At 43.4% G+C, this 26266-nt stretch carries 14 protein-coding genes; 2 read left to right on the forward strand and 12 right to left on the reverse strand.

The window, feature by feature from the left end; translation table 11 throughout:
* Positions 1 to 2: 2 nt before the first annotated feature.
* Together HDC92_RS16625 and HDC92_RS16630 are read right to left on the reverse strand one after the other, a co-directional pair.
* Positions 3 to 3515 (reverse strand): SusC/RagA family TonB-linked outer membrane protein, encoded by a 3513-nt coding sequence (locus HDC92_RS16625; protein WP_255484562.1) that lies wholly within the window; start codon positions 3513 to 3515, stop codon positions 3 to 5.
* A gap of 224 nt (positions 3516 to 3739) precedes the next feature.
* Positions 3740 to 4873, reverse strand: coding sequence for a FecR family protein (locus HDC92_RS16630; RefSeq protein WP_183876161.1), 1134 nt, complete (start codon positions 4871 to 4873; stop codon positions 3740 to 3742).
* Between the two features lie 117 nt (positions 4874 to 4990).
* Here HDC92_RS16630 and HDC92_RS16635 point away from each other — a divergent pair, with 117 nt between their 5' ends.
* Entirely contained in the window at positions 4991 to 5599 is a 609-nt protein-coding gene (locus HDC92_RS16635; RefSeq protein WP_183876163.1) for an RNA polymerase sigma factor, read from the forward strand.
* 66 nt (positions 5600 to 5665) lie between these two features.
* Here HDC92_RS16635 and purU read toward each other — a convergent pair whose 3' ends face one another.
* The gene (purU, locus tag HDC92_RS16640; protein ID WP_015809798.1) at positions 5666 to 6490 is read right to left on the reverse strand and encodes a formyltetrahydrofolate deformylase; all 825 of its coding nucleotides are present in this window, start codon (positions 6488 to 6490) and stop codon (positions 5666 to 5668) included.
* A gap of 113 nt (positions 6491 to 6603) precedes the next feature.
* On the opposite strand from purU, the gene HDC92_RS16645 reads away from it, so the two are divergent.
* Complete coding sequence (locus HDC92_RS16645; protein ID WP_183876165.1) at positions 6604 to 7569, forward strand: EamA family transporter; 966 nt, start codon at positions 6604 to 6606, stop codon at positions 7567 to 7569.
* Here the strand turns inward: HDC92_RS16645 and gmd are convergent.
* The 9 genes from gmd to HDC92_RS16690 all read right to left on the reverse strand — a co-directional run bounded on the left by gmd (position 7557) and on the right by HDC92_RS16690 (position 26262).
* Positions 7557 to 8693 carry a GDP-mannose 4,6-dehydratase gene (gene gmd / locus HDC92_RS16650; RefSeq protein WP_183876167.1) on the reverse strand — a complete coding sequence of 379 codons (1137 nt, stop codon included), beginning with the start codon at positions 8691 to 8693 and terminating at the stop codon, positions 7557 to 7559. The genes HDC92_RS16645 and gmd overlap by 13 nt on opposite strands.
* A 38-nt stretch (positions 8694 to 8731) precedes the next feature.
* Positions 8732 to 10468 (reverse strand): hypothetical protein, encoded by a 1737-nt coding sequence (locus tag HDC92_RS16655; protein ID WP_183876169.1) that lies wholly within the window; start codon positions 10466 to 10468, stop codon positions 8732 to 8734.
* A gap of 49 nt (positions 10469 to 10517) precedes the next feature.
* Entirely contained in the window at positions 10518 to 11813 is a 1296-nt protein-coding gene (locus HDC92_RS16660; RefSeq protein ID WP_183876171.1) for an MFS transporter, read from the reverse strand.
* The gene (locus HDC92_RS16665; RefSeq protein WP_183876173.1) at positions 11803 to 12861 is read right to left on the reverse strand and encodes a glycoside hydrolase family 130 protein; all 1059 of its coding nucleotides are present in this window, start codon (positions 12859 to 12861) and stop codon (positions 11803 to 11805) included. Before HDC92_RS16665 ends, HDC92_RS16660 begins: the two co-directional genes overlap by 11 nt.
* 14 nt (positions 12862 to 12875) lie before the next feature.
* Entirely contained in the window at positions 12876 to 14363 is a 1488-nt protein-coding gene (locus HDC92_RS16670; RefSeq protein ID WP_183876175.1) for a RagB/SusD family nutrient uptake outer membrane protein, read from the reverse strand.
* 22 nt (positions 14364 to 14385) lie between these two features.
* Positions 14386 to 17448 carry a SusC/RagA family TonB-linked outer membrane protein gene (locus HDC92_RS16675; protein ID WP_183876177.1) on the reverse strand — a complete coding sequence of 1021 codons (3063 nt, stop codon included), beginning with the start codon at positions 17446 to 17448 and terminating at the stop codon, positions 14386 to 14388.
* A complete protein-coding gene (locus HDC92_RS16680; RefSeq protein ID WP_183876179.1) occupies positions 17445 to 19952 on the reverse strand; it encodes a hypothetical protein in 2508 nt (835 codons plus the stop codon). Before HDC92_RS16680 ends, HDC92_RS16675 begins: the two co-directional genes overlap by 4 nt.
* Positions 19953 to 20034: 82 nt before the next feature.
* A complete protein-coding gene (locus HDC92_RS16685; protein WP_183876180.1) occupies positions 20035 to 24159 on the reverse strand; it encodes a two-component regulator propeller domain-containing protein in 4125 nt (1374 codons plus the stop codon).
* Positions 24160 to 24351: 192 nt separating this feature from the next.
* Positions 24352 to 26262, reverse strand: coding sequence for a redoxin family protein (locus HDC92_RS16690; protein WP_183876182.1), 1911 nt, complete (start codon positions 26260 to 26262; stop codon positions 24352 to 24354).
* Positions 26263 to 26266 lie beyond the last annotated feature (4 nt).

A 26266-nucleotide genomic window follows, 5' to 3' on the forward strand; every position in this document is an offset into this window, starting at 1 on the left:
TTTTAAAAGTTGGTGAACAAACCAAGCGTATACGTAGGGGTTAAATACGATTTGGCATAGCTTCCTGTAGCCATGCTAAAGTTATAGCGGTTAAATCCGACGGAGTACAGGTTTGAAGCCTGGGCTTTGAGCTCAAAGTTCTTGAATCCGACATTTTTCATGAATTTAAGGTCATTTAAGCGGTAGGAAACTGTAACATCGCCCAGCGTCATGTAATCACCATGAACCACATAGTTGCTATTATAACGGTATGCCAGCCCCGGAGCAGAGCTATTCAAATCAGTCAGGTTTGGAATGTTTGTTTTCAGCTCGTCACCGGCAACCCTCCAATAGTCGTTCGACCCTGGCAAAGGTCTGTTCTCTGCCGGAGTAGGTCTTGGCACCCTTACTTTAAAACCACCATAATAGTTGATCATGGCGAAGAAATAAAAATTACCAACGTCAACGCGGTTACTTAATCCACCGCTAATGGTTGGAACAGATGTTCCCGAATACTGTACCAGTCCTGAATTCTTATCTGACATTGCAGTAACCAGAGGTGTACCCGTGGAACTGGTATTTACAACATACGATGCCCCGTTCTGATCGTAAATAATAGGGTGGCCTTCATTATTGAGCCCGCGCGTATCATACGAGAACATAGCACCTACCGGATAGCCACTTACATAACCCAGCACATCAAGTACCTGCGGATTGTACTGGCCTGTCCTGTAGACATCTAATACTTTGCTGCTATTTTTTGCCACCACTATACCTGTGTTCCAGTTAAAGTCTCTGGTAGAAATCCAGTCTGCTTTCAGGCTAAACTCTAAGCCATTATTTCTGATGCTGGCATAATTGATTAAGGCAGAGTTTGCACCAAGTGTTGGATCAATACTGGAATTACCCATCACATCGGTCGTTTTTTTGGTGTAATATTCAAAACTACCTGTGATATTTTTGAAAACATTAAAATCGAGCCCAAGGTTTAAGTTCTCGGTCTGTTCCCAGCGAAGGCCCGTATTGGCATTGGAGAATAGGACGAGAGAAGGAAGTGTTGGTGTATTGGCGTTATTGTTCCGGGATTGGGCAATGACCTGCGGAAGCGAAAGTTTAGCTACATTTCCATTAAATCCGTAAGCACCACGCAGTTTCAACTGGTGAAGCCAGTTAAAATTACTCATGAAATCTTCCTTATGTATGTTCCAGGCAGCACCTAATGACCACAGGGGCTTGTATTTATATTTTGGATCACTACCAAAAAGGTTTGATTGGTCGATACGGATACTTCCTGATAAGGAATAGGTATCTTTAAAGGAGTATACAACATTAGAAAAAGCCGATACATACCGGTCATCATCATAACCCTGGTTGAAATAATTCTCCAAAAGACCAAGGCCATTTCCCGTGACAAGTGTACCACTGGTTCCCGTTACACCGTTAAATATCGAAGCGTAATCTACAGGCTGATGCAGCAAACTCTGATCGTTATAGCCAAAATAAGAGGCTAAATTACTTTTATTTAATACTCGGCGTATTTCAGCTCCTGCTATACCGTTAAGGGAATGGTTACCCATTCTTTTATTGTAATTCAATTGCGTACGTGCGGTATAACCAGTTGAGGTGGCATTCTGCTGGCGTAGGAAATCTCCATCAGGAAGATTCCTTTTGAATGCCAGTGCAGGATTAGCTGCAGTAGGTGTTACCGTATAATTGTTTACAAATGAATTCACTTCATTCGAACCCTGGGCGGCCAGGTGCCTGAACTCTGTACGGGAAGTTTCATATACCCCACCGAACAGCAAGTTAAACCCTTTTCCAATATCATAATTAAAATTGGCAATGGTCTTGTTGTTTAGCGTCCGCGTTTTATTGCTTACTTTATTCGCTTCAATCAAAGGGTAATAATTTTGATCCAACAAACCCTGTGACAGGATGAAACTATTGTAAACAGGCGCATAGCTTTGTGAAATGATGGCGGCAGGGTTGCCGTTTACATCTTCATAACGCTCATACCCCGCATAGGAAGCCGCACCCGGCACCGGAGCCCCGTTAACACGGTTTTCCTGATATTCAGTGGTCAGTTCCAGGCTCAGTCGTTTTGCGAGTTTAAGGGTAGTGCGGCCCGTAAGTTGAAATCTATTGTTGTCATTCAGGATTGCATTACTACGGTTACCCGTATAATTGGCCGTGATGTAATATAACGCGTTTGGCACACCACCTGAAATGTTCAGTGTATTGGTTTGCGCAATTGCCGTCCGCTGGAATAAGCGACTGTAATCATCAAGATTATCATAATTAGCCAGTTCTGCAAAAGAGCTTTCAGCCTGTGCAGGTGTAATGATACCGGCGGCAAGCTGAGCCTGGATATAGAAAGGGATGGAACGTCGTACGTTACCTCCATTTGGTATTCCTGGTGCAAATAACAATCCCCAGCTACCAGGTGTAATATTTAATGATTGTCTTTCCCGTACGTAATTGGCATTGATGCCTGATGCCTCTGGATCCCAACGGTAGCGGCTGTAATTTTCCTCTGGTGTAATGCCCAATGTAGTCCTGAAATTGAACTGTGCCGCACCGGGTGTAGCTTGTTTTCTTTCGATTATGATGACACCGTTGGAGGCTCTTACTCCATATACGGTGGCAGAAGCGGCATCTTTAAGGATCGTTACTGATTTGATCTCATTTGGATCAATCATATCTAAAGTCAACTCCGTCGGATAACCATCAACTACAATCAGTGGACTTTGGTTGGCCGACATGGTTGAAATACCACGAATGTTGAACAAAGGCCTCGAAGTGGAACTTATAGCACCTGGAGCTGTACTGGTAAACTGCACACTATTATTAATTAACAATCCAGGTAACCTGTTTACTAATCCATCAAGGAAATTGGAGCTCACCCTGGATTCGTACTCCTTTGTGCCTATTTGCGAAACTGCACCAGTACTTTGCTCTGGTTTGATTTTTTGGTAGCCCGTGTTGACTGTTACCGCAACTTCTTCCAGGTTTGCAACGGCAATATCCATCCTTATTGTTCCAAGGTCTTTTGAGGCTACAATCTCCCTGGTTTTATACCCGGTGTAACTAATGACCAGTGTTGTCCCTTCTTCAACATTTTGCAAAAGAAACGTACCATCTGTACCGGCCCTGGCAATTTGTCTTTTTCCTTTGACCATTACACTAGCTCCCGGTAAGGCATGGCCGGTACTGTCTACCACGCGGCCACGTACATCAATATTCGCAAACGCAGCCCTGATGTTATCCATAAAAGAAGGTTTTACCGGTTCTATTACGATGATCTTTCCTTCAATGGTATACTTCAGATTTAAACCCTTAAGTACAATGTCCATGGTTTCTTCAAGAGTAGCGTTCTGTACAGAAACATCGATAGATTTCGTTTTGTCCATTAGCTTTCTTTCCATAATCACGTCGTAGCCGCTTTGCGTGCGGATAGCTTTTAAGATCTTTTCGAGTGGTGCTTTACGCTCATTTAAAATAATCCGTTGAGCAAAACCTGCAGCACTTACCTGCATTAAGGATGCTATTAAAATTATGGTGGTTAACCGCATAATAAATAATATTCTATCGACATACCGCAAGGGTACACCAAGTTTGTTAGTATAAATTTTATACATTTGTTAAGTCTGGTTATTAAGTTGATACACTGAAAATTTTATTGACGTAATGCCTGATATGAGCCGGGAGTGTAGCGAGCACCCTGGCTTTCTTTTTTGCATTACCGGAGTTTAGTATAAGTTTACTTCATTACGGTAATCCTCCTTCCTTCAACGTTAAATTTTATTTTACCGGCCTGTTCAATTCGCTTCAATACCATTGAAAGCTGGCTGTCTCTTGAAATCCAACCTGCAAGTTCAATATCGTCAGGTACTGAAGGATCATAGCTGATCTCTACATTATACCAGCGGGCAATTTTGCGCATGGTGGTTTTAAAATCTTCCCCCTTAAATATAAAATCTCCGTTTTTCCAGGCTATAACATTTTCCAGGTCTACATCGGTCTCTATTTTAACCCCTCCGTTCATTACCATTGCCTGTTCGCCTGGTTTCAGCACTTTCTCTTCCTTACCCGTAGCAATTTTCACAGCACCTTCCAGCAGTGTTGTTTTGGTCTGGGCTTCATCATGGTAAGCCATGATGTTAAATTTAGTACCTAAAACTTCTACTGTTTGCCCGGTACTTTCTACACGAAAAGGCAGTACTTTATTGTGAACCACTTCAAAATAAACTTCCCCATCAATTTTTACTTTTCTTTCCGAACCTATAAATGCAGTGGGGAAAGTGATGCTGGACAACGCATTTAACCATACACGGGTACCATCGGGTAATACAACCTGCCATTGGCCACCAGCTGGTGCTTCTATTGTGTTATACGTTGCAGCGGCGCCTGCCGAACCTTCGGGCACAATGTAAACCGGTTTGCCATTTACATCGCTCAATTGTACTTTACTACCATTTGCCAATGTTAATATTGCCTGGTTTCTCCCTGGCTTAATCTGAGCTGCCGCAATCTGCTCCTCAAGGTTGTCAAACGAATGTTTCCCATTATAATAAAACAAAGTTGCAGAAATAATGACAAGGATAGCAGCAACAGCAGCCACTCGTGGCCACAACCTGGCAAACAATGGTCGTTTAACCACCATAGTGTTTTGGATATGTTCATTTACCCTGAGATGAATGGCTGCTATCCTTTCATTCAGGTCGTCGGGTATAGCTTTTATCTCAGCCTGCCTTTCCAGCCCTGATAAAATAACTTCTTTTAACAGCGTTTTATTTTCGGGCAATTTAAAATGCTCCAGCAATAACTTAATTTCTGCTGAGCTGCATTGATCGTCCAGATATTTCGCAAATAAGGTATCGATTGGTTCTTTCATTTCCTGCAATTCGCTACTAATACACAGCAAACAGGAAAAGCAATGACTGTAAAATGGAATATTTCGTAACTATTTTTTAAAATCGTTAGATTTGAATGTTAAAAGGCCTGTTGTACATTGATCATTTTAGAAGATTCTTATCAAAATAACTTACTTGCCCGTCTTAAAACGGGTGATGAGACTGCCTTTAATGGGATTTATGAGGCTTACAGCAAACCCATGTACCTTAAAATCCTGAGCATGACCAAGGATAAGGACGTTGCCGATGAGTTGTTACAGGAACTTTTTATCCGGCTGTGGGACAATAAGGAAAAAATTATTCCCGGCAAATCCTTTCAATCCTACCTCTATACCATCACCAGGAACCTGGTTTACAATTATTTCAGGAAGGTAGCATCCGACAATTCATTGATTGAGCAGCTGCTGCTCCGGGGCACTGACCATTACCTTAATGCTGAAGAAGTTTTATTGAGCAAAGAGAGTGCAGCACTTCTGAAAAATGCAATCGACCAGCTTTCTCCTCAAAGAAAAATGGTATTCGAGCTCTGCAAAATCGACGGTAAAAGTTATGATGAGGTTAGCAAGCTCCTTGGCATCTCTGTTGCCACCGTAAATAGCCATATCACTAAATCTATGCAATTGATCAAAGCATACCTTATCAAACATCAGGATACAGGCCTCTTGTTTATTGGCCTGTACCTGGCTTCAGATCTGATTGGCAAATAATGCCAAACTTTACTTTTCCTGCATCTCCGGTTTCCTAAGTGGAAAAATCATCCATAAAATGCGCGCTTACTCAAATACAACTGTTTTATTGCGGTAGACGAACACTCTGTCGTTCAACACCAACCTTAAGGCTTTTGCCAATACCGCTGTTTCAATCTCCTGCCCCGATTTCACCATATCGGCTACAGTAAATGAATGGTTAACCGGAATGATCTGCTGGGCAATAATCGGCCCTTCATCCAGGTCGTCCGTTACAAAATGTGCAGTAGCCCCAATTAATTTCACCCCTCTTTCAAAGGCTTTTTTATAAGGGTTAGCCCCTGCAAATGCAGGTAAAAAGGAATGATGGATATTGATCACCTTATTGGGAAAATTAGCCACAAAAGCAGGCGAAAGGATACGCATAAATTTAGCCAGCACCACATAGTCCGGATCATAGGACCGGATCTTTGCAATGATCTCCCTTTCTGAAACTTCCTTATCTTCATGATAAGGGATCAGGAAAAAAGGAACGGCAAAACGTTCACAGATCTTTTGCAGTACATCATGGTTTCCGATTACACAAAGTACCTGGGCACCCAATGTATTAAAATTATTGCGGATCAGGATATCGGCCAGGCAATGGTATTCTTTCGTAACCATTACTACTACTTTTTTATCCGGGACCGGGTTTACCTGTATAACAGCTCCTGATGGGAGCACCTGCCGCATTTGCGCTTCCAGCAATACTTCATCCGAGACGCCGTCTACTTCCAGGCGCATAAAAAAACGATTTTCTGCTTTATCAACATGCTCGCGCATAGAAATGATATTCAATTGTGCTGCCGCCAGTATTCCTGAAATATCGGCCACCAGTCCCACCTGGTCCCTGCATTGTATAATGATAATCATGGGAGAGTATTTTTTTAAATTAAAAGGCAAGATAGCAATATCCGGGCTGCCCGGGATAAAGAATTTACATACTTTTGTATTTCCAGTTGGTAATACCTGAAAAACTATACATCATGCCCTCACAATTAAACAAAAAAGCCTCTCCCTTAATCGTTATCCTGGCCTTTGCCATAGTATATATCGTTTGGGGTTCTACTTACTTTTTTATCCAGAAAGCCCTCGCCGGCTTTCCTCCTTTTATCCTTGGTGCCTTCAGGTTCCTTGCGGCCGGACTGTTGTTAATAACATGGTGCAGCATTAAAGGGGAAAAGATTTTTGATAAAAAAAGTATCAGACAGGCTGCCATAGCGGGCATACTGATGCTTGGGATAGGCAACGGACTGGTGATCTGGGTAGAACAATCTATACCAAGCGGATTGGTTGCCATCCTGGTTTCATCTGCAGCCATGTGGTTCGTAATTCTGGACAAACCGAAATGGAAAGAAAACCTGCAAAGTACCTCTACAGTAATGGGATTGATTATAGGGTTTATAGGTGTTATCCTACTATTTGCAGAACAGGTAATGCATACGCTGAACAACAACCAGAGCAACACTCAAATTGTAGGTATTGTACTTTTACTGCTGGCACCAATAGGATGGGCAGCGGGTTCCCTGTATTCAAAATACAATACGACCAGTGCCGTTTCGGTATCTGTAAATACCTCCTGGCAAATGCTGGCCGCCGGTATCGCTTTTACGCCGGGTATCCTGTTCAATTCAGAACTTAAAAATTTCGATTGGCATATGGTATCAGCTGATGCCTGGTTATCAGTTGGCTATCTGGTCATATTTGGCTCTATTGCTGCTTTTAGTGCGTACGTATGGTTATTAAGTGTACGCCCGGCAACACAGGTGAGCACGTATGCCTATGTAAACCCTGTAGTAGCTGTTTTGCTGAGTGTACTTTTTACCAGCGAAAAGGTCACTATAATCCAGGTTGCCGGATTGGTGGTCATCCTGGGCAGCGTATTGCTCATCAACCTGGCTAAATACAGAAAAGAGCACCAGCTTAAACAAAAAACTACCTACTCGAAATAATTAAGTGTTTTAAACCCACCTTTTTTCAGGTATTCATCTTTTTTCATCAGTTGCAGATCTGACTGGATCATGTCTTCCACCAAAAGTGGTAAATCGTACTTAGGTTTCCAACCCAGTTTCGTATTGGCCTTGGTCGGGTCGCCCAACAACAGGTCAACCTCAGTAGGGCGGAAATATTTTTCATCTACCTGCACCACAACAGTGCCCGGTTTCAGATTGGCATCATTTAAACCTAGCTTAACAACCATTTCCTGGTCTACATCAATAATTACACCCCTTTCGTACTGGTCCTTGCCACTAAATTCAACTTCTATACCCAGTTCAGCAAAACTCATTTTCACAAAATCCCTTACTGTTGTGGTTATTCCGGTAGCAATTACGTAATCTTCTGGCTTTTCCTGCTGGAGGATCAGCCACATGGCCTCAATGTAATCCTTGGCATGGCCCCAGTCGCGCTGCGCCGACAGGTTGCCGAGATATAAACAGCTTTGCAGGCCCAATGCGATCTTACAGGCCGCACGGGTAATTTTACGTGTAACAAAAGTTTCCCCTCTTAAGGGACTTTCATGGTTAAAAAGAATACCGTTACAGGCATACATCTGATAAGCTTCCCTGTAATTTACTGTAATCCAGTAGGCATACATCTTTGCTACAGCATAAGGTGAACGCGGATAAAATGGGGTACTTTCACTTTGGGGTACCGCCTGGACCAAACCATACAGTTCCGAAGTAGAGGCCTGGTATATTTTGGTCTTTTTTTCCATACCTAGAATACGTACAGCTTCCAATAGCCTTAATGTACCTATACCATCGGCATTCGCAGTATATTCAGGCATTTCAAAACTTACCTTTACATGGCTCATAGCTGCCAGATTATAGATTTCATCAGGCTGCGTTTCCTGAATGATACGGATCAGATTGGTGGAATCGGTTAAATCACCGTAATGCAATTTAAAATTTACACCTTTCTCATGCTGGTCCTGGTACAAATGATCAATCCGGTCTGTATTGAATGATGAAGCCCGTCTTTTTAAACCGTGAACAAAATATCCTTTTTTAAGTAAAAACTCTGCCAGATATGCTCCATCCTGTCCGGTAACACCGGTTATTAACGCAACTTTCATTAATTTCTTTTATTTTAGTTTTCAGCCTGTAAACATACTTAAATTTTGTTATAATTATAATCCACCACTACGCCGTCAATCCACATTTGTTTATTTTTAATCTGCATCTTCAGCCCCGCAGGCACACAAACAAGCACCACAGATTGTAATGCCGGAATAGTTACTTTAGCTCCTGCCAGCAGGTTCCGCGCCACAAAACGCTGGCTCAGCAAATCGTACACGTCTCTCTTTCCTTTAAGCCCTTTTGGTAACTTAAAATTTATTGTCTTAGCACTGCGATAAGGATTGTAGAACAGGTAACTCGGGTAAGCCTTTGCTGCATAAAAATCAGTCGCCAGCAAATCTAGTCCCAATATTCCTTTTACATCGGTTTCCTTCACAATGCCCCCAAAAATACCGGCATGTGCACTGCCATATACACTAAACTGCGATACCTCCGGATTTTTACCCGGCACCCATTTCGGTCCATCACCCTGTGCTACTGGCGCTTTTAACGATTGGTATAGGGTATCAAAAGTAGAAGCTTTTGCAAAGCCTTCGTAAGCAATTACCCCCTTGGTTACGGCAGCAAGCTCAGGTATGGTTTGATGTGAAACAGGCATATATTGCGGATAAAACAACCGCGAAGCATTTACCGCATTCAGCATCCATTTTCCGATCGCAGTGGCGTATTCGGGTTTATACCTCACCAATGGAACCAAAGGCCAGGCCGCATCAAAAGTGTTCATTAAAAAAGCATAACCGCCATGATCGACCGTACTGCCCACAGTGCCCGAAATGTCGAAACCATTCCAGTTACCTACCAGAAAACCCCAGCCTTCCCTACATACTGCAGTACCGTCAAATGTCCAATCCAGCATTTTTGCCAGGTTAAAAGAAGTACCCTGCTCTGCATTCATCCTGGCGGCGAGGTAGGCACCAAAAGGCATCAGCAACTCGTAAGTAGGATTTATTCCCTGGCTTTCCAGCGCTTTCATTGCGCTGACCGCGCCTTTCAGGTAACGCGGATCACCAAACTTTTTATAAGCGGCATACAACACATAAGCGTGCCCGGCTGCCGCATCGGGTTGTGCACAGATCTGGTTGGTCATTGGCTTCATCTTCCCATAGTCGAAATAAGAATAATGATAATTGCCGTTCAATACCGAATCTGCCTGATAAAACTGCTCGGCAATACGCCTGGCCATCACCTCAAAATCAGGCTCCAAAGGGTATTTGTCATAAATCGCATAGAACAATACGTTCGGGTAAACATCATACCACCAGTCGCGGCCATAGCCCCCACCCAGTAAAGCCACCTCTGGTGCCGTATTGTTCATCATAATATCCCAACCGGTATCCTTATTGAAATAGTTTTTCAGCATCCCCACATAATTCAGCCCCTGCTGTTTACTTTTATCCAAACCTACCAGGCTGGCACCCAAAACAGCTCCCATATTGGCCAGGGCCTCATGAAACATACCTTTGTTATTTTGTAAACCCTGTCTTACATCGCCCACAGCTGTATACATACCCAGTGCCGGTTGTTTAAAGTTCTTACCTGTACTGTCCATCCAAACCATTGGCCAGTATTCGCCTTTGGCCTTAAAGTCATACACCGTTCGGTCAAAATTAAGCGCCATCTGTTTCCAGTCTATAATCTGGAGTGGCCTGGGCAGGTTGGACATAGCATCTACCCGGTTAATCGCTATTTGTTTAACCTGAGCAAAGCAAAGTGTAAAAGCAAATAAAAGAATTAGCGTAAATGGTGTAATCAGTTTAAATCTCATCTTCATTGGTGATCATCTAAATATATTAAAAATAACAGGTATCACTTTAAAATACCTAAGCAATGGAATGGCTTGGGTTAACTGTTTCTGCAAGGCTCTTTTCGCCCAGTTCCAAGCCTTCATTCATAATTTTACCCTTTTTAATGATGCCCCCTGCCACCCAGTAAGAACTGAGCTGCAATACCGCCACAATAATGATGGCATAACGCAGTGCAACCTCATTCGAAAAATAATAGGCCAGTAACAAAAAAGTACCCGCTCCAGTTAGCCTGCCAATATAAAGGCCCGCCTCATGGTTTAGGATATAGGCAAATTCACTTCTCTTTTCCTTTTTGGTCAGAATGTCGATCACACTAAATTGTATAGGAAAATAAGCCAGGTCCAGCAAAGGTTTAGCCAGCAAAAGGAACAGCATAAACAGGATTACACCAGTTTCATTAAACAGGATCCCGTTAATCAGTGCGGCAACGGTAAACAATACCAGTCCGGTGCCAAATACATATATACGGTGCTGCGGACCGGTTTTACGACCAATAATGTACATCAATATGGCTGCAAAAACAGCCCCTACCGATTGTGCCGTGCCCAGTGCCCCCTCTTTTCCAAGCAGCAGCATAATCAGCATTGCTGGCGCAGTAACCAAAAAGCCCTGGACCAGCCCTTTTAATACCGCCAGAAACATCAGCCTGTACCAGTAAGGATCAAACTTAAAATAGATGAATTTCTTACTGATGGGATTGGTAAACCTTCCCGTAAAACACATCACCGAAGCCGCGAGTGTAATCACAAACACAATGCCCGTAACAATTTTATAAGCCAGCTTTGCATCACCCGTACCTGCCAGGCCTTCTATGAACCAACCGATCATCACCGGGATCACTACCGCAATAATGGTATAAAAAAAGGTCTCCAGCCCATAATAATAATTACGGTTACCGTCATTTGTGGTAGCCAGGGCCAGAAAATCCCGGTTTGCCCAGTAAAAACCAAAAGACATCCCCATTACAATGCCTGCAATACCGATCCCCGTAATATCAAGAGTGGTCAGCGACATCATGATCATCATTGAAATGGCGCTGAGCACCATTCCCAATGAATACAGTACTTTAATAGGGAAGCGGTTCAGCAGCCAGCCATTGATCAGGAAGGTTAAAGGGATGCCAGTATAAATGGTAAGCTGATATACCACCACTTTTACCGGATCATTAGAACTGCGCATTACATAAGCCGCCACAAAAATATCTATCACAGGCAAAACAATGCTATAGATCAGATTGGTTAAGGTGAGCACTTTAAAGTTGTGCGATTGTGCCTTAAAATGAGCGATCTCGGATTTTAATTTATGAATCATGATAGTAAGTTAGGGAGGTTAATATTTCATTAATAGAGAATTTAGCCCCGCAAACAAACTCATCTGCAGCACCATAATAAATGGTCAGCTCATCGCCCTGCACTACATGGCCGTTCGTAAACACCACATGTCCGAAAAAGCCAGTCAGCTCATAAGTAGCCGTAGGTACCATAATAGGTTCTGTACTGCGTGCCAGCACAAGAGAAGGGTCATCAAGATCCAGCAAAAAAGCACCCAGACAATACCGGTGGGCGGTATCTGCACCATGATAAATTTCCAGCCAGCCCAGTGACGTCTTTATGGGCGCAGCCCCGGCGCCTACCCTTGCACTGTCCCAGCTGTCTTTTCTGGTGGTAACAATACATTTATGCCCTCCCCAATGTATGCCATCAGGCGATTGAGCAATCCAGATGTAGTTTCCACCGATATCAACACTGCTCGGTCGATGCAGCGCATAAAACTTACCATTGATCTTTTCTTCAAAAATGGCACAGTCCTTATTGTGTGGTGGAATGATCATCCCTTCGGAAACAAAAGTTTTCCAGTCCTGGGTCTTACGCAGGCCAACCCCTACACCCTGCCCGGAAACAGCGGTGTAAGTCAGGTAATACATCCCCTCAATCAATGCTACCCTGCAATCCTCTACCCCAAAAGCTTCCTGTAAAGTCTCCCCCTGCAAAAGGGGATAGCCTTCCGGCTCATAAAAATGAACACCATCGTCACTGCAAAGCAGGCGTAAATGCGATAGGGTGGTCAGGTAATCCTGCCCTTTATACCTGATGATCCGCGGGTCATCCGCATTCAGGTACGGATCACCCGATGCGATCTCAATAATTTCAATCCCCTCTCCTTTCAGTACCGGAAAAGAAATAAAACCCTCCTGTTGTTTCGGTCTCTCCGCCACACGTACCAGCAACCAGGTTTTGCCTTCAAAAGTAAAAACACCGGGGTTCAGCAGACAGGTAATCTCCAGTCCAGGCCTGCTTGGCTTCAATTCTTTTGGCGATAATAAAGGGTTTTGTATAAATCTTTGCGCTTGATCTTTCATATATTACTTCTCTTTTAATAATCTGGATTCTGAACAATAGTTCCTCCCGATTTATCCACCTCTCCCTGAGGGATTGGATATACATAATTGCGGTCCTGGAAGTTTACACCTACAGATTTCAAAAAGTCTTTTGCCATGCCCCACCTTTTCAGGTCATTAAATCTCTGCGATTCAAAGCCCAGCTCTACCCTGCGCTCTTTTACCAGCCAGTCTTTAATCTGTGCTTTATCTGTCGAAGCTACATTTCTGTCAGGTAGCGTGCCAGCAGGGGGTAAACTGCCATTCGCAGCTACACTGGTCCTTGCCCGGGCCCTGATGCTATTGATCACCCCTATGGCCGCAGGATAAGAAGCTGTCTCCAGCAAAGCCTCTGCCTTCCAAAGTAAAACATCGGCCCATCTGATATATATTTTATTACTGGCCGCATCCTCATTCCCTTTATTGCCATCGTTTAAGGCCCCGAATACTTTGTATACACTCTGACTTTGCACATTTACAGTATAACCCAACCGCGGGTCATTGGCCTCAAAAGCATTGATAAAATTGGTGGTAGGCGCAATAAATCCCCAGCCGGCCAGGGCACACAGGCCGTTGCCCATGGGTGGGGTTTTGGCCGACTGGTGGTCGTAGGCAAAAATCACCTCATTATCGGCAAATTCCTTTGTCATGTCAAAACTATCGAAGTAATTGCTGTTCAAACTGTAAAACCTTAAAGTCTCCAGCTCTGTAATGCTGCTCAGCACATCCGTCCATCTTTTATTATAAAGCGCCACTTTAGCTTGTAAAGCAATTACCGCCCCTTTAGAGGCCCGCCATTTCTCTACATTATCAATGTATTTGGTAGCCGGAAGCAAAGGCTTGGCTAAGGCAAGGTCGGCACTGATCTGTGCCCACACTTGTTCTTTTGGCACCCGTTTGGCAACTTCATAAGCTTCCGAAAAATCTTTAAGTGGTTTTAACAACAATGGCACATCCCCAAAATTGTTTACCAGGTCAAAATAATAGAATGCCCTTAAAAAATAAACCTCACCCAGCAATCTGTTTTTCAGCGTTTCGTCTATCCCGATTTTTGCAACCACCACCGGGTCGGTCAAATAATTGATAGACCTGTTGCAGCGCGAAATCCCTTCAAAGTCGTAACTCCACTGGCCATTAAAACCACCATTCGATGCAGTAAAATTAAATTTAGAGAACTGGTCCATCCAGGCCTGGTCGCCATCAGGGTTCCATTTTTTCTGCATATCGCCCGATGCAATGTCCTGTAAAATAAAGTCATTTCTCAAAACGGTACCATCATCCCAGCCCCACTGACCAATAATGTTCAGCGTGCTGGACAGTAAGCGATAGGATGAGGTTACGGATGACACCACAATATTGAGTTTAGGATCTGTCTCATCCTGGTTAGAAGTAATCAGGCCTATAGGGGCTTTATCTAATTCCTTTTTGCAGCTTACTCCGGCAACCATCACCAGAACTGCAAGTATTTTATATATCGATTTCATAATTATAGTTTAAAATGCAGGGTTAAAATTTAACGTTTACACCAAACAGAAAGGCTTTGGATTGTGGATAAGTACCCATATCTATCACATCTGTTGATTCCGGGTCCAGCCCTGTATAATTTGTAACCGTAAACAGGTTTTGCGCAGAAACATATAAACGGATATTCTGGACACCCAGTTTCGTTTTTGTTAACAGCGACTTAAAGGAGTACCCTATTTCCAGGTTTTTTAAGCGCAGGTAAGAAGCGTCTTCCACAAAAATACTGGATGTTTTACTGCTACCATTGTCAGTAAAGGTAGACCGCGGTATGCTGTTACTGGTTCCTTCACCGTGCCAGCTGTCCAGCACCCTCACAGAATGGTTAAAAGGCCGGGAATCATAATCAATAATCTTTTTCAGGTCGTTATAACGATCTACACCCTGAACGCCCTGGAACAATGCCGAAAGGTCAAAACCCTTGTAACCAGCTGAAAGGTTTAGTCCGTAAGAAAGTTTAGGGTTTGGGTTCCCGATATAATCCCGGTCTGAATCGTTGATCACCCCATCCCCGTTAAGGTCTTTAAACCTAATGTCACCTGGAAGTTCGGAAGGGTTGAGCGTACCCGATAAATGACTGTTTATTTCAGCCTGATTCTGATAAATACCTTCCATTACAAAACCAAACAGAGAATTGATCGGATGACCGGGTTCTGTCTTGGTTACCTGTCCTATCATGTTGGGCAGATTCGGGTGTAGCTTTACCACCTGGTTTTTCAATGTACCAATGTTTCCGTTCACACCATATTTAAACACGCCATCGTTGTTGCGGTAACTTAAAGAAACCTCAAGTCCCGAGTTTTTCACTTCTGCAGCGTTCACAATAGTAGGTTGTACGTCTCCCACTAAGTGTGGTAAAGAAAGGGGCAGCAAAATTCCGCTTGTTTTCTTTTTAAAATAATCAACACTTAAATAAATTTTGTTTTGGAGCATCCCCATGTCCAAACCAATATTGGTTTGGGTGGTACTCTCCCATTTCAGGTCAGGATTACCATAACGAAGCAATTTTGTCTCATCCCCTACCTTGGTATATAGTGTTAAATAAGTATAATTCCCGATGTTCTGATTTCCGAGCGTACCTACACTTGCCCTTAATTTCAAATCAGAGATCCAGCGCACATCTTTCATGAAATCCTCTTGCGAAATTTTCCAGCCCGCAGATACAGAGGGGAAATAACCCCAGTGGTTATTGGGTCCAAATCTCGACGAAGCATCTGCTCTGAAATTACCCGTGATCATATATTTGGAATCATATACGTAGGTAGCAGAGCTAAATAAAGAAAACAAAGTCCATTCTGCACCATTTCCTCCATTCCACAAATTGGTCAAAGTATTACCGTAATCAATAAACTGAAATTCCGGAGCGGTATAATCAAACCTGTTCCTCGTTGCACCAATAGATGATGAGTAATTGGTGATGTACTCACTTCCCACCATGGCATTGATCAGGTGCTTCCCGATCGTTTTTTCATAATTCAGGGTATTGTTCCAGGTAATGGTACTTTCCTGGCCACGGTCCTCATTTAAAGAATTTGGCCTGTTTTTCCTGCCCAAACCTTTATCTTCCGCAGCACCGCCGCCATCATCATCACCAAAGTTCTGATTAAAGGCTTTATTGTGGGTAAAATTAAGGTCAAGCCCCACATTGGTCCTGAATTTTAGCTCCTTGTTGCTGAGCAGTGCATATTCTGCATATACATTTCCAAAGGTCTTAAACAACGACCTTTTGTCGTTGGTAAAATAAGCAAGGGCTATAGGATTACTGCTGTACTCATATCTGCTCTGGTAAGTGCCATCGGCTTTATAAAAAGGTAAATCGGTAAAAGGGTCAGCAGCAGAATAAGTAGGGTCACTCGGATCTTTGTATACTGGGATTACCGGCGGGCGGATAAATGCATGGCGGATCACACCGGGTTCATCTCCTTTAGACGACATTTTATCCTGTTTGGCGTAAGAAAGCTGAAGGTTAGCCCCAACAGTAAAACGGTCCGACAGATTACCGGTAACATTGGTACGGAAATTAACCCGCTGATATTTATCGTTTTTATAAACCACAATCCCATCCTGCCCATAATAGGCTCCTGAAATTAAATATTTGATCTTCTCACTTCCCCCACTTGCGCTCAGCTGTACATTTTGCGAACGGCCGGTCTCAAACAATTCGTCCAGCCAATTGGTGTTGGCCAGATCAGTCCGGTTTTTATCTGCTGTGTAGGGATTGGTACCAGCATATCCGGAATTGTTCCAGGACTCTTCCATTTTATTCATGTACTGGGTGGTATTTAACATTTTAGGCAAATTGGCTACCTTTTGAATGCCATTATAGTAGTTGATGTCAATGGTAGATAATCCCGCACTGCCCATTTTGGTAGTGATCACAATTACCCCGGCCGAAGCCCTTGAGCCATAAATTGCAGCCGCAGAAGCATCCTTCAGTACAGTTACCGATTGCATATCGGCCGGATTCAGAAAGGAAATATCCTGAGTCGGGTTGCCGTCAACGATAAAAAGCGGACTGTTATCTCCAAATGTACCCTGGCCACGGATCAGGATGCTGATCGGGTCGCCTGGCGCTCCGGTGCTTTGGGTAATCTGTACCCCGGCAACTTGTCCCTGTAACACCTGGGCCACATCCGCAACCCTCCTGTCTTCCAGGTCGGGCATGTGCACTGAAGTTACAGCACCCGTCAGGTTTGATTTTTTCTGTGAAGTATAGCCCAGCACCACCACTTCATTCAGCGATTCATTGTTCTCTTTCAGTGTAACATTCACACTTGAACTTCCATTTACAGGGATCGTCTGCTTTAAAAAGCCAACATAATTAAACGTAAGTGTTTGGGCTGCCCCCTCTTTTAGACTCAGTGTATACCGGCCCTGTTGGTCAGTTACCGTTCCGTTCTGGGTGTTTTCCTGGACCACACTTACGCCAGGTAAACCTATTCCACTTGCATCCCTAACCGTTCCGGAAACCTTGGTTTGGGCATAAAGCTTTTGGCCTGAAAATGCTATGATCAGCAAAATGAGCCATACATGGTAAATTTTTTTCATTTGGTTAGTTTTTGATAAAAGTTTAATTCATTAAAATCCGGATCCATATCCGGCGTTCTTAATCCTGCAACCTCATTGGCCATCAGGATAAATACATTCCAGCACAACCCTTTTGTAGAGGGCCACCAGGAATCGGTAGTAGTCCATTTTGTAGGAATAAATTCTTTACTGAAAGGCCAGTCAGGATGTAGGTTGATCTCCGCCCATACCCGGTTTTCCATCAGTTTGGATGCTTTTTTCCAGCCATGCTTTAAGCCCGTAACATAAGCGCAATATTCTGCCCGCAGCCAGCTGCCACCGTTATAATAAAAACCATCGCTTTTGCCATCGGCATAATTGGCTGCTCCAAATGCAGCAAAGGGCTGATAATCGGCACTGAGATAAGCATATCCTGGCTCAGTTTTCATTAACCTTACGCAGATTGGTGCCGTAGTGCCGTATTCGGGATGCGGTGCACCGGCATTTTTATTCAGCACAGGTATCTGCTCAAGGTGACTGGTCACCATTTCATCTGTAAGTAAGGGGCGGTTAAACAGCCACAAAGAATAAAATTCGGGCTCCAGATCAGTCAGACTAATGATATCCGGAAAATCACGGTCAAAAAGCAGATGCTTTCTTTTCGGGTCATAGAACTTCCTGTATTCGGCTTCAGCTTTCTGTATATAGGCTTCTTCCACGGGGTATCCCAGTTCTTTGATGGTTCTTAATGCAATGGCCAGCATGCCCTGGTTTACCGCTAGTCGGTCGGTTTTAGGCTGATAATCTACAATATCAACCTGGCTCATGGAAAAATGCGAACGGCATATCCCATCTTTACCGGCATCGAACTCATTGCGCACATAATCTACTGCTTTTTTGATTTTTTCTTCTGGCAATACAACATTAAACCTTCTTTTGTTCAGCATTGCCCAGATCAGCCATTCTATAGTAGCCTCATTGTCCTTCGCCTCTACCGAACCCATATAGGGGGTAATGATGGTGCCAATGCCACCTTTAGGGGTTTGCGTATTGGCCCACTGTTTCCAGATACCCAGGTTCAGCTCCTTGTTATAGGTAGCTACGGCAGCGAAAAAAGAATCCCGGTTATACATATCCGGCGAATAATTCATATTGGGTACGTTAAAAGGTTTAAAGTCATTTACTCCATTTATCCAGGTCAGCATATTTAAATTGCCATACAACATTTTCTCTAGCTGAGACCCCCTGAACCCCATACCCTCCGAAAGCCGGGTTTGTGATGAGATCATAAATTCATGGTGGTCCTTCCAGGGTTCAGCGAATATATAGCTGGTCTTTTCCACGGCCTCTCCCATAACCAGGATGTTATAAGGTTCCGCTGCCGGTTCATGTTTCACAATCTGCAGGTCCTTAAGCTGTAGCTGGCAGGTCTTATTCGCCTGGGTACCTATAAAAAGCGACACGCTGTCTTTTTGAATATACGGCAGCATAATACTGCCTTTAAACAAGGTCCACTCTTTTTCCTTAACCTGAAAATTGTCAATGTACTTCAGGCCGTTTTCAAGCTCTTCGGTTTTCTTTCCATGCTTTATCCTGAATAACTTTAAGGCCAATGGGGCAGTTCCTTTACATAAAAAAGAAATGGTATATATCTGCTGGCCCTTTAATGGTGCAATCATGGTTATACCGCTGCGTGGCGAGGGCTTACAATCCATTGTAATCAGGCTACCCGTTTTTTTAAATGCCAGTTCCCCTTCTTTTTCCCAGGTATCAGGCAGCTTAACTGCACTTTCTTTTCCTGCATCCAGGTTATACATTTCACCAAATGTCATTTGCAGAAAGTCTATACCCCTGGACTGCTCATCTGCAGTAGCAACAGCCATCAATTCCGGGTCAGGCAATTTGCGCATGCCCACAAAACCACCACCGCGACCGTTAAACCGGCGCCTTGTAGTGCGCGTATATTGGTTTTTATAGCCCGCATCTGTTAAAATGCCAACCACAGTATGGTTTTCATTAACATAGCCTATGGAAGGAAACATTTCATGTGCAAAACCACCCGGAAAGTTATCATGTTCAAAGCTTACATACTTTGTTGGTTTCTCTGCAGGTACAAACCGCTCCTTTAAAGTATAATACAGCTGTGGCATTCCCGGCTGATATAAACGGATTGTTTTTTTAATCAGGTGATCACTGATTACCTTATAAGTGACTTGTACAGAAAGGTTCAGGTCGAACTCGGGGATATAGCTTTCCCTGCTCAGCGTAATCGTACTGTCGTTGCCCGCCGTCCAATGCTTTCCTGTCCAGCCTGCCATTAAGGTTTGTTCACTCAGGTCGGTATTGGCCATCAGTAGCGAAAACTCTGCTTCATTGGCCAACAACTGCCGTTCTCCGTCATACAACCCTACCTTAAAGCCTTTAACCGTATCACCCAATGCTTTAATCCTCAGTTTTTGTCCGTATACAGTAAGCGTTCCTGTATAGCAAATAAGAAGGGCAAGCATAAAGCTTAACTGAAAACGGAACAATAGCTTATGGTTCATCGATGATATATTTGGTGATAACAAATTTATATCGAAAGGCTTGCCACAAGGTGCACTATAATTACATTTTAGTTCACTATAGTTACAAAGAAGGGGTGTTTTCAGCATATTGCTGCTGCCTGTACTCATTTGGGGCACAACGGTAAATCTTTTTAAACTCCCTGAAAAAGTAAGATTTGTTGTTAAATCCGGTACGGTAAAATATCTCAGAAACCGTATACTGTGATGCGATCAGCATGTCTGCCGCATGTTTCAGCCTTATCCTTTTGATAAATTCGGCAGGGGTCATGCCTGCCAGCGATTTGAGCCTTCTGTACAACTGCATTTTGCTGATCGAAAGTGCATTCTCCAGTGTAGCGGCATTTAGTTCGGGTTCGTTTAAATTATTTTCAATCACCTTCAACAGTCCTTCCAGAAATTTCTTATCCGTTTCTGCAATATCTGCATCCATAAACTGATTGGTAATGTGCTGGTCCTTGATCAGGCTTTCCATCCGCGCCTGATCGTCCAGGAGCTTCCGGATCCTCACAAGCAGATAATTGATCTGGAATGGTTTTGGAATGTAGGCATCGGCACCAAGCTCATAACCTTCGGCCTTATTGTCTTCAGAACCCCTCGCCGATAAAATTACAAAGGGGATCTGTGCCATAGCAGGCGTTTGCTTAACCGTACGGCACAATTCCAGTCCGTTCATATCAGGCATCATCACATCGCTGATGATCAGGTCCGGAAGTGTTTTATATAAAAAGGCAAGCGCCTCCACACCCGTACCCGCTTCATAAACCACATATTGTTCTTTCAGTACATTACGGATCAGATAACGCAGTTCCGGTTCATCCTCAACCAGTAAAATACTGGGTTTCCCAGCCTGCAGCTCATCAATCAGACTGTTCTTATTCTCTTCTTCTGCCGAGACCAGCTCCGGTTGTTCATATTCCTGTACCAGCGACAGGTATAAAGAGGATGGCGCTGAAGTAATGACTTTGGCATCCTTACCTTCCGATGTAGGGAGCTGCACCTTTACCATAAAATCTATCCAGCCTTCCTGCAAACTTACTTTAATATCTGCATCCATCAGCGTAACCAGCTCTTTGGTAAAAGCCAGGCCAATACCAGTACTAAACTTTTCCGTTTGCTGTTCATTGCTCACATAAAACTTGTTGAAGATCTGCTCCAGGTGTTCCTGCTTTAAAGTGCAGCCCGAGTTAGACACACTAACTTCCAGCAACTCAGCTTCCTGATGATAACCGGCCTTAAACACCACAGTTTCCTGAGGGCCCGAATGTTTAAAGGCATTGGACAGCAGGTTAAACAGAATTTTCTCAAACTTATCCTTATCTATAAATCCTGCAATCCCACTTTGTATGGTCCTCAGGTATTGCTGACTGTTCTTCCTACTGGCGGGGACAAACAGCTCTGATAAACTTTCCAGCATCTTGCTGATGTCCACATAGTCGTCGTTTCTTTTCAGATAACCTGCTTCAGCTTTTCTGAATTCCAGCAATTGCTGCACCAGGTAAGTTAACCTTGCCGTATGCTGGTGTACAATAGAAATAAAATAATTGTTTTCCTTATTTTTAAGCAACTCCGATTTTTTGCTGCGTAAATAGTGTTCTACCGAGCCCATGATCATTGTTAAAGGTGTCTGGATCTCATGTGCAATATTGGTAAAGAAATTCAGGCGCTGCTGATGTACAGCTTCATCCTTTTGCCTTAAAAGGTGCTCCATCTGCAACTGATACTTCATTTGCAGCTTATTTTTTCGATATAGATGAAAAGCATAGCCTGAAGCTACAACAATTATAAAATAAGTAAAAAGGGCCGGATAACTCAGCCAGAAATATTGCTCCACCTGCAGTTTGAATACCCCTACACCATCCGTCCAAACCCCCTCACCATTACTCCACCTTACCCGCATCGTATAATTACCCGGTGGCACATTGTTGTACACAATATTACCAACCCCGCCCGAATAGTTCCAGTTCTTATCCAGCCCATCCAGCTTATAGGCAAATTCATTTTTAGCTTCATTTAAAAAACTCATAGGCTTTAAACTCAGCTGAAAGAAATTACTTTTACGCGGCACCGTATATTCAGGTATTTCGGCCTGAACAGTATTCAACACCTGCAGGCGGTTTTCATCCAGATTTTTACCACCCAGCTGGATTCCTGAGACCAATAAATTAGGCTGCAGCTTGTTCCCCGTAATATTTTCAGGGATAAAATAATTGAAGCCATAGATACCGCCAAAATAAAGCTTCCCTGAGGCCGATTTCCAAACTGCGCCATCACTAAATTCGTTGCTCTGCAATCCGTCACTTTCCCTGAAACTGGCAATAGCCCCATCAACCGGATTTAACCTGGCCAGACCTTTATTGGTGCTAACCCAGATATTTCCGGAATTTGCCGCTTCAATAGCATGAATGGTATTGTTTGGCAAACCATCGTTCATGGTAAACTTCTTAAACACGGGGCTGTCCTTTACCGATTCTTCTTCACTGAGCATGTTTAACCCATAACTGGTGCCTATCCATAACCTTTTGCGGCTATCTTTATACAGGGAAAGGACATCGTTGTTTGACAGACTGTTTGGATAGGAAAAGGCCTTAAAGGTTTTAAACCTGCCAGTCCTTTTATCCAGTACACTTAAGCCACCATAACGGCAGGCTATCCATAACCGCTCATCATCATCATTGCTTAAAGCATAAATGATATCATTGGCCGGACCGTTTTGTTTGCCCGAAAGATATTGTTTAAAATCACTTACACTTAACATACCTGATGTATTTCTTGTAAGTTTTAAATGGATCAGCCCGTTTCCACTGGTGCCCAGCCACAAAGAACTGTCCCTATCTTCTAAAATGGCATACACAGAACCAAAAGCCGGCAATTCTGCTGTTCCGGCCAGCTCCTGCCATCTGATGACCTTTTTTGCCCGCAGGTCATAAATTCCCAAGCCCTGTCCGTCTGTACCTATATAGATATATGGTGCTCTTCCCCTTTTTAAAGCATACACGGAATTGTTATCAAGTCCGTTAGCCGTACTCAATCCTTCCTTTAATTGCTGAACAGCAAAACTTCCATTAAAATCCTTTAAAATTACGATTCCCTTCCCCTTGGTACCTACCCATAAATTGCCATCTGTTGCCGCAAAAGCACGGACAGGCTTATTCAGGTCAGCAAAATTAGTCCAGTTCACAAGACCAAAATGATTCACTTTAGGATAAATTTTGATCAGCCCGTTCCCATCAGTCCCTACCCATAATACGCTGTCCTTTGCCGGCTCAAGGGTGGTAACCCTGGTATTGGCCAACTGCTTAACCTCTTCCTGCATAAATGAAGAGGATTCAAAATCATCATTATAAACACCAATCCCCTGTCCATCAAAGGCCACTATATAGTGAGAATGGTAATAAATGACCGATTTTACCGCAGCGATATTCTTTATTTTTTTAGGCTGGAACCCGTTGTCAACCGTCCATAGGTTATTATCGGTATCTGTAAAAAGCATGCGTTGATTTGCAGTAAAAAAGTTACTAACCTGGGAAGGCAATTTGATTGTCCGGTACGGACTTAGTCCAGCCGCAGTTACCTTACAAGCCAGTAATGTCCCATCATTTTTAAGGAACCACATCAGCCCCCCCCTTCCGCTTTCCATCTTTAACGCTTTCACCTTCAGCCCCGGAAAGGGAATCTGCTTAAACTGGTTACTTTGAAAGTCAAAACGGCTTAAACCATAGGTTTTACTGTAACAAAATACAATCCCTTCTTCTGTTACCGCCAGTTCATATTCCTTTTCAGCAATACTTCTTTTTGTAGCCTGGTTATAAAAATACCTGTAAAATTTTCCACTAGGTTTCTCAAAACGCGTAATCCCACCAATTGTACTGATCCAGATATTACCAGCTCTGTCTTCTTTAATATCCTGTATCACATTGTTGCCAATACTCCTCCCCTGATTTTCGCTATTGTAGTTAAAAACCCTGAAGTCTGTACCATCATACATATTTAGCCCGTCCCAGGTGCCTACCCACAACAATTGGTCTTTATCCTGAAAAACAATATTTACGGCACTGTTCGACAAGCCATTGCGGTTATCATATTGCTGGAAATAAAACTCCACCGGATCACCGCCCGTAATTGCAGAAGAGAATTTCGAAAAACAAATTAAAACAACCGAGAAATAAAATTTAAAAAGGCCCTTCATCGATAATTAAATGAAATTGCAGGATTTCTGCATACAATATACGAAAAAAGCGTAAAGATGGGGTCCGTAGCTAAAGGATACTATACGGAAAAACCGGTACAGTATCAAAAAGGCATGAACTTAATATTACTTTAATAGCCCCTGGCTAAAGGAAGGCCAGGGGCTATTAAAGTAATTACTAAAACTGCATCTTTATTTCCCTTCCAGCAAAACCTCAATCTGCGCTGTCAGCTTATGTTCCAGTTCTGCACCTTCAAAACCAATGGTCCTGAACTGCATCTTTCCCTGCTGGTCAATAACCGCAATAGTAGGGATCAATGTAAAACCAACCTTCTCACCTATATCAGGATCATTGTTAAAATATAGTGGAAAAGTATACTGCGGATTTTTCGCCTCCCAGCCAAGCGCATCTTTAATGGTGTTTCGCGCACCGCTGTTTATCACCATAAACATCACATTAGGATGGTGCTTATACTGCTCATAAACTTTTTGCAGATAAGGCATTTCCTGCATACAGGGCACACACCAGGTAGCCCAGAAATCCAGGACCACTATCTTACCCTGCATCATTGCTTTGGTTACCGCATTCCCTTTAAGGTCTGTCAGACCAGAAAGCTCAGGCCCGGGTTTGTTCATCAGCTGCTTTTTTAAAGCTGCTTTTAACCGGGTCATTTTTAAGGCTTCCAGGTTTTTAACTTTCGCATTAAATTCAGTTTCCGAAGTATTAAACTTCAAAAAATTCTTTTTCGCAGCTGCGATAGCTACCGTGTCTGAGGGATCTTTTAACAAAACATGCCACAACACATCAAAGGCCTTTTTTGGATCAGCAGCCTGTTCATAAACGAGCGCAACATTCATTAAGCTCTCTTTGTTAGCACCTGCAGCTTCCGCTTTAGCCGCATAATTTAAGGCTTCAGCCCAGTTTCCCAGATATGATTTATTCAGGGCAATGATAGAATACAAGCCTGATCTTGCTTCAGCAACTGTTCTGCTACGCGTACTATCGGCTACAAAAGGCAAAATATGACCATATTCGGGGAAGTACCTGATCACACCGATCGGCCACCGATCGGCAATTTTCAAAGCAGCTTCTGCATAAGTTATCGCTGTATCAGGCGCGAGTTTCGCTTTTGTTAATTCTCCTGCTATAGTTTTCAGGGTCAACGGGGTATAGGGATTTGCAGCCCCCAGACTCCGGCGCGCATGGTAGACAGCTTTTGCGGCATCTCCCGCAGCGGTATAATGTTCAAACAGCATGCGGTGGATGTCTGTTGAGTTTTCACCGCTTTCATTTCCCGTTTTCAACAGGGCTTCCAGCTGTGCAATCTTTTTTACAGTATCCTTTTCTTTACCAATGGCGGTTATCAGGTAATCTTTAGCCAGATCTGATTTGGGAAAACGCTTAGAAACAACCTTACGGATAGAATCAAGCCTCGAATTTTCACCAATGATCAGGTAACCCATCGTTACCTTGTTCAGGTTCCCGCCAAAGGTTGGGTTCTTTTCAAACTGGGCCGCAATGATCTTCCTGGCCTCAATCCGGTGTTCCAGCTTCTCGGCAGGCGTCTTCGCCATAGCCATTAGCACACTTTGCTCGCGCACCTTTGCTTCATAATTATCCGGATAATTGGCCAGCTCCTTTCTCAGCAATTCCAGTTGCAGCGCATGGATCCCAGGGGATTTGGGCATTTGTGCCCCAAGGCTATACGATTCATGTAAAAAGCCATCCCTTACCCTTTTATCATCTTTATACACAGCAACCGAATAATGCCGGTCAGCCGCAGGCTTATCTATAAGCTCTCCGCTCTGCAGATAAAAGGTAGCAAAAGTGGCATAGCGCTGTAGCACAAATGAAACTACCCAGTCGTTCCCCTGTCTGGTCATAGGCAGCTTCCAGGGTAGTTCATAAAAGGTAGAATACGTGAAGTTAATGATCACCTCAGTAGCATTTTTTCCAATGGCTGCACCGGCAGCGCCCGGATGATAAGTAATGGTTACCTTTTCACCTCTCTGAGGTTTTTCAGGAGTAATTTGTACCACCTGGGCCTGTACCTGCAATAAAGCAAGTACAAGCAGGCAGCACGCTAACGCATGTTTAAACATAGGG

The sequence above is a fragment of the Pedobacter sp. AK017 genome, assembly GCF_014200825.1.
Classification (GTDB): Bacteria; Bacteroidota; Bacteroidia; order Sphingobacteriales; family Sphingobacteriaceae; genus Pedobacter; species Pedobacter heparinus.